20 protein-coding genes are annotated in these 18,247 nt (G+C 40.3%); 3 read left to right on the top strand and 17 right to left on the bottom strand.

The window, feature by feature from the left end; all coding sequences use genetic code 11:
* Nucleotides 1-41: 41 nt before the first annotated feature.
* The 5 genes from BWR56_RS04160 to BWR56_RS04140 form a co-directional block, all read right to left on the bottom strand.
* Nucleotides 42-881 carry an amino acid ABC transporter substrate-binding protein gene (locus BWR56_RS04160; RefSeq protein WP_071850903.1) on the bottom strand — a complete coding sequence of 280 codons (840 nt, stop codon included), beginning with the start codon at nucleotides 879-881 and terminating at the stop codon, nucleotides 42-44.
* Nucleotides 882-896: 15 nt separating this feature from the next.
* A complete protein-coding gene (locus tag BWR56_RS04155) occupies nucleotides 897-1,526 on the bottom strand; it encodes an amino acid ABC transporter ATP-binding protein (RefSeq protein ID WP_076984505.1) in 630 nt (209 codons plus the stop codon).
* 10 nt (nucleotides 1,527-1,536) lie between these two features.
* On the bottom strand, nucleotides 1,537-2,178 hold the full coding sequence (locus BWR56_RS04150; protein WP_071850901.1) for an amino acid ABC transporter permease: 642 nt from the start codon (nucleotides 2,176-2,178) through the stop codon (nucleotides 1,537-1,539).
* A gap of 138 nt (nucleotides 2,179-2,316) precedes the next feature.
* Entirely contained in the window at nucleotides 2,317-3,546 is a 1,230-nt protein-coding gene (locus BWR56_RS04145; RefSeq protein ID WP_071850899.1) for a tetratricopeptide repeat protein, read from the bottom strand.
* A complete protein-coding gene (locus tag BWR56_RS04140; RefSeq protein WP_000400294.1) occupies nucleotides 3,536-4,702 on the bottom strand; it encodes an AI-2E family transporter in 1,167 nt (388 codons plus the stop codon). The genes BWR56_RS04145 and BWR56_RS04140 overlap by 11 nt, the downstream gene beginning before the upstream one ends.
* Nucleotides 4,703-4,846: 144 nt before the next feature.
* Here BWR56_RS04140 and BWR56_RS04135 point away from each other — a divergent pair, with 144 nt between their 5' ends.
* Complete coding sequence (locus BWR56_RS04135; protein WP_071850896.1) at nucleotides 4,847-5,860, top strand: lactonase family protein; 1,014 nt, start codon at nucleotides 4,847-4,849, stop codon at nucleotides 5,858-5,860.
* A 33-nt stretch (nucleotides 5,861-5,893) separates the two neighbouring features.
* Here BWR56_RS04135 and BWR56_RS04130 read toward each other — a convergent pair whose 3' ends face one another.
* The 11 genes from BWR56_RS04130 to BWR56_RS04080 all read right to left on the bottom strand — a co-directional run bounded on the left by BWR56_RS04130 (nucleotide 5,894) and on the right by BWR56_RS04080 (nucleotide 14,905).
* Nucleotides 5,894-6,313 carry a F0F1 ATP synthase subunit epsilon gene (locus BWR56_RS04130; protein ID WP_000940836.1) on the bottom strand — a complete coding sequence of 140 codons (420 nt, stop codon included), beginning with the start codon at nucleotides 6,311-6,313 and terminating at the stop codon, nucleotides 5,894-5,896.
* A gap of 10 nt (nucleotides 6,314-6,323) precedes the next feature.
* Nucleotides 6,324-7,730, bottom strand: coding sequence for a F0F1 ATP synthase subunit beta (gene atpD, locus BWR56_RS04125; protein ID WP_000094372.1), 1,407 nt, complete (start codon nucleotides 7,728-7,730; stop codon nucleotides 6,324-6,326).
* 85 nt (nucleotides 7,731-7,815) lie between these two features.
* Entirely contained in the window at nucleotides 7,816-8,694 is an 879-nt protein-coding gene (locus tag BWR56_RS04120) for a F0F1 ATP synthase subunit gamma (protein ID WP_000301228.1), read from the bottom strand.
* A gap of 15 nt (nucleotides 8,695-8,709) precedes the next feature.
* Nucleotides 8,710-10,215, bottom strand: coding sequence for a F0F1 ATP synthase subunit alpha (atpA, locus tag BWR56_RS04115; RefSeq protein ID WP_000996617.1), 1,506 nt, complete (start codon nucleotides 10,213-10,215; stop codon nucleotides 8,710-8,712).
* A gap of 14 nt (nucleotides 10,216-10,229) precedes the next feature.
* Nucleotides 10,230-10,766: a F0F1 ATP synthase subunit delta gene (locus BWR56_RS04110; protein ID WP_070568704.1), complete on the bottom strand. Its 537-nt coding sequence runs from the start codon at nucleotides 10,764-10,766 to the stop codon at nucleotides 10,230-10,232.
* A complete protein-coding gene (gene atpF, locus BWR56_RS04105) occupies nucleotides 10,766-11,260 on the bottom strand; it encodes a F0F1 ATP synthase subunit B (RefSeq protein WP_061421090.1) in 495 nt (164 codons plus the stop codon). The genes BWR56_RS04110 and atpF overlap by 1 nt, the downstream gene beginning before the upstream one ends.
* Nucleotides 11,261-11,273: 13 nt before the next feature.
* Complete coding sequence (gene atpB / locus BWR56_RS04100) at nucleotides 11,274-11,990, bottom strand: F0F1 ATP synthase subunit A (protein ID WP_000392869.1); 717 nt, start codon at nucleotides 11,988-11,990, stop codon at nucleotides 11,274-11,276.
* Between the two features lie 34 nt (nucleotides 11,991-12,024).
* Entirely contained in the window at nucleotides 12,025-12,225 is a 201-nt protein-coding gene (locus BWR56_RS04095; RefSeq protein ID WP_001054556.1) for a F0F1 ATP synthase subunit C, read from the bottom strand.
* 231 nt (nucleotides 12,226-12,456) lie between these two features.
* On the bottom strand, nucleotides 12,457-12,768 hold the full coding sequence (locus tag BWR56_RS04090; protein WP_076984503.1) for a CHY zinc finger protein: 312 nt from the start codon (nucleotides 12,766-12,768) through the stop codon (nucleotides 12,457-12,459).
* Nucleotides 12,769-12,782: 14 nt separating this feature from the next.
* On the bottom strand, nucleotides 12,783-14,069 hold the full coding sequence (locus BWR56_RS04085) for a peptidase U32 family protein (protein ID WP_070568709.1): 1,287 nt from the start codon (nucleotides 14,067-14,069) through the stop codon (nucleotides 12,783-12,785).
* Nucleotides 14,070-14,206: 137 nt separating this feature from the next.
* The gene (locus tag BWR56_RS04080; RefSeq protein ID WP_000936178.1) at nucleotides 14,207-14,905 is read right to left on the bottom strand and encodes a GntR family transcriptional regulator; all 699 of its coding nucleotides are present in this window, start codon (nucleotides 14,903-14,905) and stop codon (nucleotides 14,207-14,209) included.
* A 140-nt stretch (nucleotides 14,906-15,045) separates the two neighbouring features.
* Here BWR56_RS04080 and guaA point away from each other — a divergent pair, with 140 nt between their 5' ends.
* Together guaA and BWR56_RS04070 are read left to right on the top strand one after the other, a co-directional pair.
* The gene (gene guaA / locus BWR56_RS04075; RefSeq protein ID WP_076984502.1) at nucleotides 15,046-16,608 is read left to right on the top strand and encodes a glutamine-hydrolyzing GMP synthase; all 1,563 of its coding nucleotides are present in this window, start codon (nucleotides 15,046-15,048) and stop codon (nucleotides 16,606-16,608) included.
* A gap of 235 nt (nucleotides 16,609-16,843) precedes the next feature.
* Nucleotides 16,844-17,536 (top strand): hypothetical protein, encoded by a 693-nt coding sequence (locus BWR56_RS04070; protein ID WP_076984501.1) that lies wholly within the window; start codon nucleotides 16,844-16,846, stop codon nucleotides 17,534-17,536.
* 78 nt (nucleotides 17,537-17,614) lie between these two features.
* Here BWR56_RS04070 and BWR56_RS09990 read toward each other — a convergent pair whose 3' ends face one another.
* The gene (locus BWR56_RS09990; protein ID WP_231110165.1) at nucleotides 17,615-17,932 is read right to left on the bottom strand and encodes a hypothetical protein; all 318 of its coding nucleotides are present in this window, start codon (nucleotides 17,930-17,932) and stop codon (nucleotides 17,615-17,617) included.
* Nucleotides 17,933-18,247: the final 315 nt, after the last annotated feature.

The raw sequence follows: 18,247 nt of genomic DNA, 5'->3' as shown, positions 1-18,247 counted from the left end.
TCGATGCAAAAAGAGACTGAGGAAAAACTCAATCTCTTTTCTTATTCTTGATTTTTAACTTGACTGGTGGCTACATCTTCCCCAAACCACTTCTGACTGATTTCCTGAAATTTTCCTTCTTGGTATAGTGATACAAAAGCCTGATTCAGAGCAGCTAGCAAAGTTTTATCAGCAGGTCTAACACCCACTGCAAAAGCTTCACTTTCAAATCCAGCTGAAAAGACATTGTAGTCATTTAATATTCCTTCAGACTGGAGATAATAATTGGCATATACCCGGTCAATCACAAGGGCATCAATCCGATCATTTTTCAAATCAATCAAGGCTTCATTGAAACTTTGGTATTGATTGGCCTTCTGGTCTTTCACTCTATTCTTAAGTAGTTCGGGTTGTCCTTCAAAATTCAAATAGCCAGAAGATCCTGCCTGGGCCCCTAGAACTTTATCAGTCATATCCTGAACTGAGTGGATATTTTGAGACTTTTTAGAGACCAAAACTTGTTGATTTTCCATGTAAGGAATGGTAAAAGCAACCTTCTCTTTCCGTTCATCTGTAGCTGTATAGCCATTCCAGATGGCATCAATGGTACCATTTTGTAGTTCGGTTTCTTTCATATCCCAGTCGATGGGTTGAAATTTAATCTGAATTCCTAGCTTTTCAGAGACAGCTTGGGCTAGGTCAATATCAAAACCTGCATACTGGCCATTCTTTTCCTCAAATCCCATGGGAACAAAGGTATTGTCAAAGCCAATGGTAATGCTTCCCTGTTTTTGATATTTGGCCCAATTATCCTGATTTGGATCACTTGCCTTCTGAGTACACGCCGTCAGGAAGAAGCTAAAGAACAGAGCAAGTACAAGGGCAATTTTCTTTCTCTTCATAGGCACCTCCTAGTCCTACTTTGGATCAACCTTAAGGATCTGATCAGCAATGTTTTCCGCAAACTGAAGATCGTGGGTCACAACAATCTGAGTCATCCCACGCTCTTTATTTTGAAGGATAAGTTTTTCTACTTCTAATCGCAACTCTGGGTCTAAGGCTGATGTAGGCTCATCATATCCAATAATTTCTGGGTTTATCATCATAGCGCGCGCTAAGGCCACCCGCTGTTTTTGCCCACCTGAAAGTGAGAAAGGGAAGGCATCTGCATGCCCAGCTAACCCAAGTTGTTCTAACAAACCACGCGCCTTCTTCTCAGCAACTTCCTTCTCCATGCTCATCGTTTTTATGGGCGACAAGGTTAAGTTATCTAGAACTGACAAATGCGGAAAGAGTTGAAAATCTTGGAAAACAAATCCCAGAAGATTGCGCTTTTCTAGTTCGTCTATAGCTAGCGATTCGCCGTTATAGTAGATTTCCCCAGAATCGATGGTTTCCAGTCCAGCTAGCATATGTAATAGGGTTGTCTTTCCGCCTCCTGATGGACCTACGATTGCAAGGATTTGCTTTTCAGGAATTGATAGGCTGAAATTGGTTAAGATTTGTTTGCCACCAAAGGCCTTGTTAATGTTTCGTAATTCTAACATAGCAATCCTCCTATCTGTAATAACTGTACTTCTTCTCAAGTTTTTTCGCTACAATGGTTACAAGACCAATCATGATCAAATAAATTGCTCCAGCTAAAAACATAGGAACAAGACTAGCATCACGATTAGCTGCTGTCCGACTAGCCAAAATCAAATCTGAAATCCCAAGGGCATAAACCAATGAAGTATCCTTGATCAAACTCATAATTTCATTAAAGACGCTCGGTAAGACAATCTTTGTAACCTGTGGCAAAATAATATAGCGCACTGTGTCAAAAGGACTAAACTTCAAGACCTTAGCAGCCTCATATTGACCTTTAGGAATGGTTTCAATCCCACCACGAAAGATTTCAGCAAAGTAGGCTGCATAGTTCAATACAAAAGCGATCACAGCAGCAGGCAAACGATCTAAACGTATCCCAATGCTAGGGAGAACATAGTAAATAAAGATTAATTGCAAGAGCAATGGAGTCCCTCGCATCACCCAAATATAAAGGTCAATCAGATAATGGAGGGGTTTCCAGCGGACTTGTAAAGCAAAGGCAACGACAATACCTAAAGGAATTGAAAATATCAAGACCAGAGCAAAGACTTGAAGCGTCATACTTGCACCGTTCAATAAACTTGGTAATATCTCAAACATATAAGACATACTGCACCTCCTAAAAATTATTGTTCCTATTATAGCATAAATAAACAATTTAGCAAGAGTTTTTGTAAAAAAAATTCTATTTTTCAAAAAAAACGTATCTGCCAAATTGACGGATACGTTCTTTTAGAGAGATAACTTTTAAAGTGTTTCTAAGAGTTCTTGCATCTGGACATCATCTGGAATGAGTTTTAAATAAGCTTCAGCTTGCACTTTAGCTTCTTCAAAATATCCCAATTCACGCAGGAGATAAGTATACTGCTCCAGAAATTCAGGATTATCCTTGAGATCAAGCGATAGTTCCTGATAGAGTTCATAGGCATTATCTAAATTCTCAATTTTCTGATAAGAACGGGCAATCATCCACTTGGTCAAGAGATTTTCAGGTTCTTGACTTTGGAGAGCAATGATATCTTCGTACCGCTCTTGTTCCATATAAATGGTTGTAAGTCGAAGGAAAATTTCTTCTGTATCCTCTGCATCTTCTTTGCCAGTAAGGAGAAACTGCTCAGCACTACTAGGATCATGCAATTCATACGAAAACTGAGAAGCAGCTAGTAAGAGCCGAGTTTCAAATGGATTTTTCTCCAAACCTTGTTTAACAATACGAAGGGCCTCTTCCACCTGATGTTCCTTATGCAACGCTTGACTATAACCATATTCATATCCTTCAAAATCAGGTGAAATGGTATCAATCTGCTTAAAGTAAAGAACAGATTTTTGATACTCTTCTTGGTCAAAGTAAAGACTAGCCAGTTCAAAGGCAGTTTGGTCATCGTATTCTAATTCTAAGGCTTTTTCTAAGAATTCAGTTGCAGCTTCAAACTTGCCTAACTGGGCATAAGCGTAGCCAATTCGCTGATAGGTTGAGACACCCGTTTGCTCATAGATGGAGCGATTGTCTAATTGAGCATAACCCTGAATAGCTTCCTGATAATTTCCTAACTCACTATCCAACTCAGCCAAACCAAGAACTAATAAGACATCATCTGAGTAATTTAAGGCCTCCAGTAACTTTTCACGCGCTACATCCGTCAAACCTTCCAGCTGATAGAGATCTGCCTTCAATACTAAAGCCGATACATACCAATCACTATCTGGTGTGATTTCTTCCAGATAGGCAAAGGCTTCCTCAACATTGCCATCCTCGCTAGCAATGGTTGCCAGGTTCAGATTCACTTCTGGAAATTCTGAAACGATATGTTGGTAAATTTCTTTTGCTTGAGGATAAAAGCCAATTCCCTCTAGATAGTTTGCTAGTTCGTAAAGAACCTCACTTGAATCTGTTTCGAGGGCTTCGTGAAAATACTGATCCGCTTTGGTTAAATTCTGTTCATCCAAAGCCTGGAGCATGCGCTGACTATTGTTCACTCTTGATTTCCTCCCCTTCTTCTTCATACAAACCGCTGACTTTCTTATACCAGTTAAAGATAGCTGAGATAACGACCTTGGCAGAAGCATAGACAGGAATTCCCAGCAAGACTCCCCAAATACCAAACATAGAACCTGAAGTTAGGAGAACAAATAGGACATTGATCGGATGAATATTTAGCTGGCTACCTAAAATAAGCGGAGAAACAAAGCGACCTTCAATCGTTTGTTCAACAATAAAGACAATAATTACTTTCAAAAGCATTACAGGTCCTGCTATCAAACCCAAAACCAAAGCAGGCAACATCGCTAGAAAACTACCTAGATAAGGTACTAGATTAAGGATACCAGCCGTGATCCCCAGAGTCACAGCATATCTGAGACCAATAATCTTAAAGAAGATAATAAACATAATTGCCACGATAATAGCAACTGTAACCTGCCCTCTAACATAGTTTGACAACTGTTTATTAACATCTGACAAAACTTGTCCGACAGGTTCTTTTAACTTGTTTGGGATGAATTTAGTCAGGTAATCTCGCAAGCCTTTCCCATCTCTCAAAAGATAAAAGAGCATGAAAGGTACGATAATAACCGCAACAATGACCTGGGACACGCTACTGATAAAGGCGCTAACCCAGTTAACAGCTTGAGAAGAGATTTTGCTGGCCCACATGGTCGCCTCACTAGAAACATTGGAAAGAACCTGCTCCAACTGTGGTCTAAAATCATCTGGCAAGCGTTTGGTTACAAGGTCATTGATCACCTTATCAGCATCTTCCAGGTATGTCGGCACATTCTTCGCAAAATTTAAGACTTGGCGTTGCAGATTAGGAATTGCGACTGCCAGCCCCCAAATGATAAAGAGTCCGATAATGACAAAAACAATACTAATGGCAAGGACACGATTGATCTTGTGCTTCTCCATCCAGTCCACAATCGGATTGAGGAGGTAATAAAGTAAACCAGATAAAATAACTGGCAACATGACAACCCCAAGAAAATCTAAAACTGGTAAAAAGATAAAACTAATCTTACTTAGAATAAAAATATTTAGCCCCAGTAACAAGGTTACTAAAAATACAGTGATGGCTTTATTATCTAAAAACCACTTAAAAAACCAAGATAGGCTAAAATGTTTCTCTTTATGTTCCATAAATACATCCTTTCTGTCATTCTCTCATTATACCATTTTTAGACTAAAATAACTCTTTTTTAAAGTGCTTACATGAATGAATCTAGTGCTTCATGACTGCCATTTTGTGGTATAATGAACTTATCATTATTAAGAGGTATGGACATGAAAGAAACTGTTTATTTTGGAACTTACACTCGTCGCTTATCTAAAGGGATTTACAAGGCAGATTTTGATACAGAAACAGGCCAGCTTGCAAATCTTGAGCTCTTTGCTGCTGAACCAAGTCCAACCTACCTTGCCTTTGACCAACAGCAACACTTATACACCGTAGGGAGCCAGGATGGCTTAGGTGGAATCGCTGCTTACAAGACAGATGGCGCTTTGCTAAATCATGTGGTTGAAGAAGGCGCTCCCCATTGTTATGTGGCAGTGGATGAAAAACGTGGTCTCGTTTATGGGGCCAACTATCATAAAGGTCAAGTTCTGGTTTATAAACGTCAAACGGATGGTAGCCTCATCCAAACAGATCTAGATCAGCATAGTGGACAAGGTCCTCATGAAAACCAAACTTCCCCACATGTACACTTTACGGATCTAACACCTGACCAGTACCTCGTCACCTGCGATCTAGGAACAGATGAGGTAACAACCTATGATGTTAGTCCAGAAGGAAAACTAAATAAACTCTACACTTATCACAGCCAAGCTGGAGCAGGTGCACGCCACATCGTTTTCCACCACCACTATAAGATTGCCTATCTCATCTGCGAACTTAATAGCACTATAGAGGTCTTGATTTATGATGGGGTTGGTGAATTTGAACGCATGCAAGTTATTTCAACCTTACCAGATGGATACGAAGGCTTTAATGCTACTGCTGCCATTCGTCTTTCAAAAGATGGCAAATACCTCTATGCATCCAACCGAGGTCATGATTCCATTGCAGTCTATACAATCCTCGCTGATGGTAGCTTGGAATTATTAGAGATTGTACCAAGCCATGGTAAAAATCCACGTGATTTCGACCTAACTCCTGATCAAGAGTTTCTCATTGCTGTTCATCAAGATTCTGATAACGCAACCGTCTTTAAGCGCAATCCTAAAAGTGGTCGTCTTGCAGAGCTTTCTAACGACTTCCATGTCCCTGAAGCAGTCTGCATCAACTTCCCACACTAAAAAAAATGAACTTGAGTTTCAAGTTCATTTTTTTTATAGTCTATTTCCAACATTAATACGGTTGATAGCACGCTGCAATGCGATTTTCGCACGACGCTCTTGGTCAATCAAATGCTTGTCATGAGCTTCTTCGATTTCTCGTTCAGCGCGAAGTTTCGCGCGTTCTGCACGACTGATGTCAATATCACGAGCACGCTCTGCTGAGTCTGCTACAATAGTAATGATATCATTAGCAATCTCGATAATTCCTCCGTTCACTGCAATCCAGTTCACATGAGTATCATCATCGATACGTTTTACCTTCACTTCATCAACCGCTAGAACCGCAATCATATTTTCATGTCGTGGCAAGATCCCCATCTCACCATCCAGAGTTCGTACCGATACAAAGCTGGCATGGTGATCATAGACGAGGCCATCTGGTGTCACGATCTGGACAGTTAAATGAGCCATAGATCACCTCTTAAAATCCCATTTTCTCTGCCTTAGCAATGACGTCTTCGATTGAACCGACACCACGGAAGGCATCTTCTGGTAGCTGGTCATGTTTTCCTTCCAGGATTTCCTTAAAGCCGCGAACTGTTTCCGCTACTGGCACATAAGAACCAGGTTGACCAGTAAATTGTTCTGCAACGTTAAAGTTTTGAGACAAGAAGAACTGGATACGACGGGCACGTGCAACCAAGGTCTTTTCTTCATCAGAAAGTTCATCCATACCAAGGATAGCAATGATATCTTGCAATTCATGGTAACGTTGAAGGACACGTTTAACCTCAGCAGCAACTGCATAGTGCTCCTCACCAACAATCTCAGGTGCCAAGGCACGAGAGCTTGAAGCTAGAGGGTCAACGGCTGGGTAAATACCCAACTGTACCAACTTACGTTCCAAGTTTGTAGTTGAATCCAAGTGAGCGAAGGCTGTTGCTGGTGCCGGGTCAGTATAGTCATCCGCAGGCACATAGATGGCTTGGATAGAGGTTACAGAACCCTTCTTAGTTGACGTGATACGCTCTTGCAATTGACCCATTTCTGTAGCAAGTGTTGGCTGGTAACCAACGGCTGAAGGCATCCGACCCAAAAGGGCAGATACTTCTGAACCAGCTTGAGTGAAACGGAAGATATTGTCAATGAAAAGAAGCACATCTTGGCCTTCTACATCACGGAAGTATTCGGCGATTGTCAAACCAGTAAGGGCAACACGCATACGTGCTCCTGGTGGCTCATTCATCTGACCAAATACCATGGCTGTTTTCTCGATAACGCCTGATTCTTTCATTTCCCAGTAAAGGTCGTTCCCTTCACGAGTACGTTCCCCAACACCGGTAAATACTGAAATACCACCATGTTCTTGGGCAATGTTGTGAATCAATTCTTGGATCAAGACAGTTTTACCAACTCCGGCACCACCGAAGAGTCCAACTTTCCCACCTTTAAGGTAAGGGGCAAGAAGGTCGATAACCTTAATCCCTGTTTCCAAGATTTCAGATGAGGTAGACAATTCATCAAAAGTTGGAGCTTTCTTATGAATTGGCTGACGCTCAGCGTCCTCAGCGAAAGGAGCATCCAAGTCAATGGTATCTCCCAAAACGTTGAAGACACGTCCCAAAGTTTCTTTACCTACTGGTACAGAGATTGGACGGCCTGTGTCCAAAACTTCCATTCCACGAGTCAAACCATCTGTTGATTCCATGGCGATCGTACGGACCATACCATCACCCAACTCCAAGGCTACTTCAAGGACGATTTTTGTTTTTCTTTCGTCATTTTTGTAGACGACAAGTGCATTATTAATCTCAGGAAGTGTTTCCCCTGCTGCAAACAAGACGTCTACAACTGGTCCGATAACCTGAGCAATTTTACCTGAACTCATCTCCTTCTCCTATTCTATATAAGATACTGTCGGTTCCTAGCTCAACTAGGTCCTAAGTTCATTTTGATACGAGGGAGGCAAAGCCTTATTCTAAGGCACTAGCCCCCGCTACGATTTCTGTAATTTCTTGTGTAATCGCCGCCTGTCTAGCACGGTTATACTGGATTGTCAAATCATTGATGACCTTTTTGGCATTATCGGTCGCCGTTTGCATGGCTGTCATGCCTGCAGCATTTTCAGCTGTCTTGGCATCGATAATAGCCCCGTAAATCATACTTTCGGCATACTGTGGCAACAACTGCTCTAGAATCTCATCACGGCTCGTTTCCAACTCAAAGGTCAAGCTATACTCTTCATCCGCTTCATTTGGATCCAAGTCAACAATCGGAAGCATTTGTTCCACACGCATTTGACTTGTAAGAGTATTAACATGATGGTTGTAGCAGACGTACAATTCATCAAAAAGTTCGTTTTGGTACATCTCAATCGTTTTTGAAATAATTTTACGAACTTCATCAAAACTAGGTTGATCTGCCAAGCCACGTAGTTCATAGATTGGCTGAATACCACGAGCCTTAAAGAAATCAGCTCCCATACCACCGATACAAATTATCTCAAAATCTTTACCATCTGGATGGTATTCTTCTTTCAACTCCATAACGGCTTTAAGGATGGAAGCATTATAACCTCCAACCAAGCCACGGTCTGAAGTAATAACGATATAGCCTGTTTTCTTAACTGGGCGACTGATGAGCATCGGATTGGTTGAACCACCAGATCCGTTACCATGCAGAATATCCGTCAAAAGCTTACGAACTTTCTGAGCGTAAACTTGGAAGTTGCGCGCTGCTTCTTCAGAGCGACCTAACTTGGCAGCCGATACCATTTGCATGGCATTAGTGATTTGACTCGTATTTTTGGTTGAGGCGATTTTTGTTTTAATATCATTTAGAGATACTGCCATCTGACACCTCTATTCTTATTGGAAGCTGGATTGATTGAGAAACTCTGTAATCGCAGCATCCAAGACTGCTTCTTCTGGCAAGTCTTTTGTTTCACGAATGGTTTCCAAAATCTCTGGATAATGAGCATCAAAGAAAGTATGGAACTCTTCCTCAAAACGAACAATGTCATCTACAGGAATCGTATCCAAGAAACCATGTGTCAAAGCATAGAGAATGGTTACTTGTTTCTCAACAGGTAGTGGTTTATGGACAGGTTGTTTCAATACTTCCACAGTACGACGTCCACGGTTTAACTTAGCCTGTGTTGCTGCATCCAAGTCAGAACCAAACTTAGTGAAGGCTTCCAACTCACGGTATGAAGCAAGGTCGATACGAAGTGTACCAGCAACTTTCTTCATGGCTTTAATCTGTGCCGAACCACCTACACGGGATACAGATGAACCCGCATCAATGGCTGGACGAATACCCGCATTGAAGAGACCATCACCAAGGAAGATTTGTCCGTCAGTGATAGAGATCACGTTGGTTGCGATATAGGCAGAGATATCTCCTGCTTGTGTCTCGATAAATGGTAGGGCTGTAATAGATCCACCACCAAGCTCATCAGAAACTTTAGCTGAGCGCTCAAGCAAACGGCTGTGAAGGTAGAAAACATCCCCTGGGAAGGCTTCACGACCTGGTGGACGACGAAGCAAGAGGGAAAGCTCACGATAAGCGACCGCTTGTTTTGAAAGATCATCATAAACAATCAAAACATGCTTGCCTTGGTACATAAACTCTTCTGCCATAGCAACTCCGGCATAAGGAGCTAGGAAGAGCAATGGAGATGGTTGTGAAGCAGAGGCTGTCACAACGATTGTGTAGTCCAAGGCACCATACTGGCGAAGTGTTTCTACTTGTGTACGGACAGTTGATTCTTTTTGTCCAATCGCTACGTAGATACAGATCATATCTTGACCTTTTTGGTTCAGGATCGTATCAATCGCAATGGTTGTTTTCCCTGTCTGACGGTCACCGATAATCAACTCACGTTGACCACGACCAATCGGTACAAGGGCGTCAATAGCTTTCAAACCTGTTTGTAATGGTTCTGATACAGACTTACGTTGCATAACACCAGGAGCTGGCGCTTCTACTGGACGAGTTTTGTCAGTATGGATGTCACCAAGACCATCAACTGGACGACCAAGTGGGTCGACAACACGTCCGATTAGGCTGTCCCCAACAGGTACTTCCATAATTTTACCTGTACGGCGAATGGTATCACCTTCACGAATATCTGTAAAGTCTCCAAGAATGATAATCCCAACGTCTGTAGACTCCAAGTTTTGCGCCATCCCATAAGAGCCGTTTTCAAAGATCAACAACTCTCCACTCATGGCATTTTCAAGACCGTGAGCACGCGCAATTCCATCCCCGATATAGGTTACAACACCTGTTTCAGACACATCAAAATTGGGTTTGAAATTTTCAATTTGTTGCTTAATTAAAGCGCTGATTTCTTGTGCGTTAATTGCCAAAAGAACACCACTTTCTATTTCAAATTTTCTTTAACAACTCGAAGTTGTTGTTTTATACTCACATCAATTGTCTTGTGATTAGCAAAAATAACAAAACCACCAATGAGTCCTTCATCAATTTGTTCTTTGATACTCCGTACTTTCAGAGACATTTTTTTCTCTATCAAGGGAAGCAAACGTTCCTTCTGCTCGTCCGTTAAAGGATGAGCTGAGGAAATCGTGACTACAAAATGATTGGTTTCTATTTCAAGACGATTCAAACAATCAACAATGATATCATAAAAAAGATTTGCTCTGTGATTGTAAATCAGAACCTGAATAAAGTTTTGCATTAAAGGTGAGACAGAGTCTTGAAAAAAACCAACTGTTTTTTCCTTATCAGACTCATCAACTGCCACCTGAGCTAAAAAAGAAGGTAAGCCCGTTTCTTCTGCGACTTGCTTGATTTGATCCAAGTCTGCAAAAATCCGGTCCTCTTCTCCTTTTTCAATCACTAATTGGACAAAAGGCATGCTGTACTTTTCAATGACCTTTGCTGTTTTCTTGTCCATTAGGCTTCTCCTAGCTGATCGATATACTGATCAATGAGTTCCTTATGAGCATGACTGTCAAGGTTTTTTGAGATGATTTTAACAGCAAGACTAATCGTCAAATCTGCCACCTCGCCCTTAACACTTTGCAAAGCTTCTGCTTTATTCTGAGCAATTTCTTGATTCGCCTTCTCTTTTAAGCGACCCGCTTCTACTTTAGCATCTGCCAGAATATCTGCTTTACTCTTCTCTGCAGTCTCTTTAGCATTTTCAATGATTGTTTTGGCTTCGTTGCGACTACCAGCCAATTCATCTTCACGTTTTTGGGCAAGAGTTTCTGCTTTTTGACGAGCTTGTTCAGCTCCATCAATATCAGCAGCAATTTTATTTGCCCTTTCTTCGAAGACACTTGTCAAGTTTGACCACGCATATTTCTTAACTAAGACAATCAAAAGGATAAAAGAGCCAGCGATTAAAATAAAGTTACCAATTAATTCACCTACTGTTACGTGCATCTGTTACTCCTTTCTACTCTTCTCCATCATTTATCTTATTTCCTAAGTACATAGAAGACAACATGGTAAACACATAGGCTTGGATGCAGGAAATAAAGACAGAAAAGGCTGTCCAAGCCAAGTTAGCACCAAAAGCAACTGGATACCAATATAGAGCTTGATGAGATAGAGTGATTAGCAAACTAGCCATCACTTCTCCAGCAAAGATATTTCCGAACACCCGCAAGGCAAGTGATAAAAAGTTGGTAAACTCTTCTAAGATATTCATGGGAGTCATAAAGCCAGGTGTGATATAGGCTTTTAGATATTTTTTAATCCCACGGCGACGAATCCCTTCAATATGGGTCATCAGGATAATTCCAAATGACAAGGCCAAGTCAAACTGGAGATTTGCAGTTGGCGATGTCCAAAGGTTTGTCCCATCTGTAGTTTGAAGTTTCGCCATCAAACCGAGGTTATTTGCCAGTACCATAAATAGAAATAGACAAAGGAAAAAGAGCGAGTAGTCTTTCATGTAGCTTTTACCAATGTTAGGTTCTGTAAATCCAATAACGAAGTCATAGAAATACTCAAGTACATTTTGCTTTCCTTTGGGTTTCAAAGTCATATTGCGACTTGCCCAATAGATAAAGCCAAAAACAACTCCCACAATCAACAAGGTCATGGCTAACATGGTTAAATCAAAGGTAACAGGACCAATATTGATGGTTGGATTGATACTTTCTTCCATCTAGAATCCTCCCTTTTCTTCTCGTTCCATTTGTCTATTTGATGACGAATGAAAAGACTAGGGTAACCAAGAACGTTCCTTCAATAAAGGCAATCCCCATGATCATTAAGCTACGTAATTGTGGGATGATGTCTGGTTGGCGAGCTGCTGATTTGAACAAACCGTTCATCAACATACCTTCTGCAAGGGATACACCCATACAGGCAAGACAAAGACCGAAAAATGTTAAATTCATGATGAATTCTCCTTTTATTTAAAATTTACTTACTTAGTTTAGTCCTAAAATTTGTTTTTGTCAACTTTTTACTTACGTTGGAAGCGTTTCAGCTGATTTATTTCTATTTTTGCTATTTTTACACTATTCTATAGAAAGTTTTTCCATTTTAGATTGCGAGTTTTTCTTGATTTTACTATATTTTCTGAAACAAATCGAAAAATCCAAGTTAAGAACTTGGATCGATTCATTTTATTTAAAATAGTAGGAATAGTGTTGTTTACAACCTGGATTAAATGGTGCACTGCAGTAAGGACAAGCCATCTGTTTTTGGTAATCTTGGAAAGTCATTGTCCTCTTACAAACCCCACATAAGATCGGTCGATCCTCAGAAAGCACCAAGGGATAGGGCGAAAACAAATGCGTTTCCATAGCATTGTGGCACTGATAGCATGCATAGTATTTCTTGCATTCATAACACTGGAGTGAAACAATATCCTTTTCACTATGATAATGAACACACCTGCTTTCATCATCTACCAATAAACCTTGAGCTTGAATCATTCCCTTTTCCTTATCTAGGCACGAACTGTAACACTTGTCCCGTCTTCCTTATAGAGGTTGATGAGCCCTTCTTTCAGAGCACGAACCATGTCACCTGCTTGTACAGGTTGTGGGACCTTGATTGTCAAGAGTTCCATTGGATTTGGAGCACGGTCGATTTTATTGCCCTTGGCATCATGAAGATCTTCGATATAAGTATCAAAATGACGGAAACCTGGTCCATAAAACTCAACTTGATCGCCTTCGTTGATGACATTTCGTTGACGAATGGTTGCCGTTTGAGTCGCATCATCATAAGCAACCACTTCAGCGACAAACTTGTATTCAGGAATTTTACGACGTGCGCCAAATAACTGCTCATTCTCAGACGGTGTACCATAGTAGAATCCAGTTGCCAATTCACGCTGGGCAACCTTCCACATCTCGTCCACCAAGTCCTGTTTGATGGCCTCAAACTTTTCAGGACTTTCGAGATAAGCATCCACAGCCGCCTTGTAGCAGTTTGTTACTGTTGAAACATAGTGAATAGACTTCATACGACCTTCGATCTTAAGACTGTCTACACCATTTTCAATCATATCTGGGATATGGTCAATCATAGACATATCTACGGCAGACATCGAAAATTCTTCTGGGATTTCACCTTTAAGGCTCTTACGTTCTTGGCCGAATGGCATGTCGTAGAGGTCGTATTTCCAACGGCAAGATTGAGAACAACCACCACGGTTAGCATCACGCATACTCATGTGGTTTGAAAGCGTACAACGACCTGAGTAAGAAATACACATGGCCCCATGGACAAATGCTTCAATCTCGACATCTGTACGTTTGCGAATCTCTGCCAATTCTTCCATTGAAACTTCACGAGCCAAAACCACACGAGTTAGACCAAGTTCTTTCCAGAACTCAAGAGTTTCATAGTTGGTCGCACTTGCTTGGGTTGAAAGGTGGATTTCAAGACCTGGTGCTTCAGTTGCTGCAATCATAATCAAGGCTGGATCTGACACGATAACTGCGGCAATCCCAATGTCACGCAACTTACGGAACCATTCTCCAGCACCAGCTTCGTTTCCTTCGTGCATAACCATGTTAGCAGCCACATAGACCTTGGCACCGTACTTAGCAGCAAACTGGACTCCTTCTTCCATCTGTTCAAAGGTGAAGTTTCCTGCACGGCTACGAAGACCATAGGCCTGTCCGCCGATGAAGACTGCGTCCGCACCATATTGAACAGCTACTTTCAGCTTCTCTAAAGTCCCTGCAGGTGATAAAACCTCAGGACGTTTTAATGTTTTTGTCATTTTTTCTCCTATTTGCAATATAAAAGTTTGACGTTTTTCCTTCTCATTTTATAGTAAATAATGGATAAAATCAAGCCTAGACAGATTGTTTTGACAATTCTAATCTTTTAAGAAAACAAAAAACTAGCCTTTCTAAACTAGTTATTTTCAAGATAAAATTCAAAGCGTTCGCCCACGTATTGACTCTTTACATACTCAAAAGCTGTCCCATCTTCAAGATAAGAGACCTGAGTCAAGGCTAAAATGGCATGCCCCTTTTCGACTTCTAGATAGTGAGCAATCTTTTCCTTAGCCAATCTCGCATAAATGGTCTGTTGGGATTTGCCAATCCGGTAGCCATGTTGCTGCAAGGTTTGGAAGAAATGACTGGTGATTTCTTCTTTTTTAAAATCCTTGATAAATTTCTCAGGAATGGATGCGACTTCATAGACTAGCGGAACTTGGTCAGCGTAACGCACCCGTTCCATACGGATAATATTCTCTGTCGGAGTAATCCCTAGCTTAGCGACCTCTTGCTCATTTGGAATGGTTCTTCTGTAAGAAATGAGTTGGCTGGAAGGTACTTTCCCTTGAGATTTGACAATCTCCGTAAAACTAGTCGTTCCCCGCATTTTTTCTTGAACACGAGTGCTAGAGACAAAGGTCCCACTTCCTACACGACGCTCCAAAACTCCTTCCTCAACTAAGAGAGAGATAGCCTGGCGTAATGTCATCCGGCTAACTTGAAACTGTTCAGCTAAATCTCGCTCACTTGGAAGTCTCTCTCCGATTTTCCAATGATGCTCATCTATATCCTTCTTGATCTGATCGTGGATTTTCATATAAGCTGGTAACATGATTCTCACTTCTTTTCTTTATTTTCTCCATTGTACCGTATTTGCTAAGAAAAAGTCAAACTTTGCCTTGTTTAGTTGGTAATTCGCCCCTATTTGTGATAGAATATTGAAAAAGATATTTCTTTTGAGAAAGGAAAATGATGAGCAACATTTCAACTGATTTGCAAGATGTCGAAAAAATCATCGTGCTGGACTATGGTAGCCAATACAACCAGCTGATTTCCCGCCGTATTCGTGAAATTGGTGTTTTTTCAGAGCTAAAAAGTCACAAAATCTCAGCTGCAGAGGTTCGTGCGATTAACCCTGTAGGGATCATCCTCTCTGGTGGACCAAACTCTGTATACGAAGATGGTTCATTTGATATTGACCCAGAAATTTTTGAACTTGGCATTCCAATTTTAGGAATCTGCTATGGTATGCAACTTTTAACTCATAAACTTGGAGGAAAAGTTGTTCCTGCAGGTGATGCTGGTAACCGTGAGTATGGCCAATCACCACTTACTCATACCACTTCTGCCCTCTTTGAAGGGACTCCTGAAGAACAGATTGTTTTGATGAGTCATGGTGATGCTGTTACAGAGATTCCAGCTGATTTTGTTCGTACTGGTACTTCTGCTGACTGTCCTTATGCAGCTATTGAAAACCCAGAAAAGCACATTTACGGCATCCAATTCCACCCAGAGGTTCGCCATTCTGTTTACGGAAATGATATCCTTCGCAACTTTGCCCTTAATATCTGTAAGGCTAAAGGTGACTGGTCAATGGATAACTTCATTGAGATGCAGATTCAAAAAATCCGTGAGACAGTCGGTGATAAACGTGTCCTTCTCGGTCTATCTGGTGGTGTTGACTCTTCTGTCGTTGGTGTTCTTCTCCAGAAAGCAATCGGCGATCAATTAATCTGTATCTTTGTAGACCACGGTCTTCTTCGTAAAGGGGAAGCGGACCAAGTTATGGAGATGCTCGGTGGTAAGTTTGGTTTGAATATCGTCAAAGCAGACGCTGCAAAACGCTTCCTTGACAAACTTGCTGGTGTTTCTGACCCTGAACAAAAACGGAAAATCATCGGTAATGAGTTTGTTTATGTCTTTGATGACGAAGCAAGCAAGCTCAAAGATGTGAAATTCCTTGCTCAAGGAACGCTTTACACTGACGTAATTGAGTCTGGTACAGATACTGCTCAAACCATCAAATCACACCACAACGTGGGTGGTCTTCCAGAAGATATGCAATTTGAATTGATTGAACCATTGAACACTCTTTATAAAGACGAAGTTCGTGCCCTTGGTACAGAGCTTGGTATGCCAGACCACATCGTATGGCGCCAACCATTCCCAGGTCCAGGGCTTGCTATCCGTGTCATGGGTGAAATCACTGAAGAAAAACTAGAAACTGTTCGTGAGTCTGATGCTATCCTTCGTGAAGAAATCGCTAAAGCTGGTCTTGACCGTGATATCTGGCAATATTTCACTGTCAACACAGGCGTTCGTTCAGTCGGTGTTATGGGTGATGGTCGTACTTATGATTACACAATCGCCATTCGTGCAATCACTTCTATCGATGGTATGACAGCTGACTTTGCCAAAATTCCTTGGGATGTCCTTCAAAAGATTTCTGTACGTATTGTTAACGAAGTAGACCACGTTAACCGTATCGTCTACGATATTACAAGTAAACCACCAGCAACTGTTGAGTGGGAATAACAGAATCAAATATGTTACTGTTACGAAACGCTTGAAAACACAGGGGATTGAGCAATTTTGATGTAGTAAAATTCTCTAAATGATACTGTTTTGATACTGAAAACAAGAAAAAGCAGGTCTGAAAGGGAGTTGTTGAATTTAGGTTAATAGTTTAGAAAGCCTTCCATCATTTTGGTGGGAGGCTTTTGTAGAAGTAGTGAGTGACACAAAACTGAATTTTGGGAGGTAGATATAAATGGATATTGTGAAAAATAATCTTACCAATCTCATACCAATTGTTAATCCAGCATTAAAAATTGAGAAAGGTGTTAAATTAGCTATTATGTATAGGATTCTTCCTACCACAGAAATCGACTCTTCAGAATTAGTAAAAGAAGCATATAAAAAATTATATGGTGAAAATATTCCGGAATCGGCAGATACAATATTTAATGCTTTCATTCCTTTTTTGGATTTTTGTAGAGCAAAATTAATTTTATTAAATCATGATGTTAGAAATCTTGAACAAGAAGAATTACTAAGACTTGTATATCTTCATTTAGATGAAATTTTTAACGGATATAGTGATTTGGAATCATTATTTAATAGATATTTTGATTTAATGTATTCATTCTCAAATATGATGCCTGTACCAAAATACTTTAATGGAAGCGATAATAAGAATGGTAAGGGAACATGGGAACTAAATAAGGATTATCCTTCAATTTATTATAAAAATCTTGAGGATGAAGATTCTTCAATAGATAATGTAAAAGAGATGAAAAAATGGTTGGATGAAAATATGGAAAAATATAGAATCGAACAAATGTATATGCTTGAACCTCCATATCCTATCGATGAATACTATGGGTATAATGATGATAAATTAGATAATTTAATTAGTTTTATTAAGAATGCAATCAGGTTAATTGAAGATAGATTCAATTAAGTTAATTGAATAGTCATATTATAAAAAGCACATAACTTTAAGATTGTAAAATCTTTCAGCTATGTGCTTTTTCTGTACTTATTTTAAATCCAGCGGAACTTTGGCATTTATTCCGCTTTTATATAACTTTACATTGCTTTCCTCAAAGGGAACATAATCTTTTTTCAGACTGTTAGGGTAGTTTGCCTTCCAATCCTGCAAGGCTTCTTTAGTGATTTCGTTGTTTTCATACTTCTGTTTCATTTTCTTCCAATCTTCAAGCATATTTCGTATTCTCAAAATAGCTTCACTGCCGAAATATATACCTGTAGTAGTATATCCAGGATCTTCGTCATTCATAATAACCTGTCTTATACTAACTTCAATACTATCATCCAATTTAAATAAAAATCGCATAAGGTCATGCTCCGTGTACGGATAGGTAGGTTCTTTCAGATAATCTTTATTTACATGGAGTGCAGCGGAAATATTTTCTAAGACATCATCTTTAGTAGTGCGAATATCAAGCTCATATTGTCTGATTCTAACATCATCTAAATGCCGTTCTCTCTCCTAATGCTTTTTGAGTGATTCTCCGTAGTTCAGGGAATTTCTTTATCAATTTACCCAAACTCAATTTTATCACCTCCTTAGGAACAAATATGCTATGGTAATTATTGAGTTTGAATAGTTTTTCTTTAAATTTTGAAATTCAATGGTTCAAAGGTTGTA

It is taken from the genome of Streptococcus oralis (assembly GCF_001983955.1).
GTDB classification, from domain to species: domain Bacteria; phylum Bacillota; class Bacilli; order Lactobacillales; family Streptococcaceae; genus Streptococcus; species Streptococcus jiangnanensis.
Note: the sequence above shows the minus strand (reverse complement) of the source record. Positions and strands in the feature narration are given on the sequence as shown.